The 274-nt window shown below is 62.4% G+C and carries 1 pseudogene; it reads right to left on the bottom strand.

Annotated features, from left to right (window positions below):
* Nucleotides 1–70: 70 nt before the first annotated feature.
* A pseudogene (locus tag H0524_RS24675) lies at nt 71–274 on the bottom strand (site-specific integrase); the annotation flags it as partial.

Here is a 274-nt window from a genome sequence, read left to right on the forward strand (position 1 = left end):
ACTTTCTTCGATGAGATTGTGAACCGTCCCCCGGAAACCCCCCGATTACTGGGGGCGGCAACCAGGTTTGTCATCCATGTTCATCGTCGTGCGTCGTGCGTCGTGGGTGCGGGGGCGTCCGCCCGTGGTCAGCGCCGAGCCGCTCGAGGACGTCGGAGACGTCCGGTGCTTGGAGGGGCTTGGCGATGTAGTACGTGTCGGTGACGTCTTCGCTGGAGTGCCCAAGCTGTGCTGTGGCGCTTTTGGTGTCTGCTTCTTCCTTGATGAGGGTGGC

Origin of the sequence: Salinispora sp. H7-4 (genome assembly GCF_013416675.1) — a bacterium.
Taxonomy (GTDB): Bacteria; Actinomycetota; Actinomycetes; order Mycobacteriales; family Micromonosporaceae; genus Micromonospora; species Micromonospora vitiensis.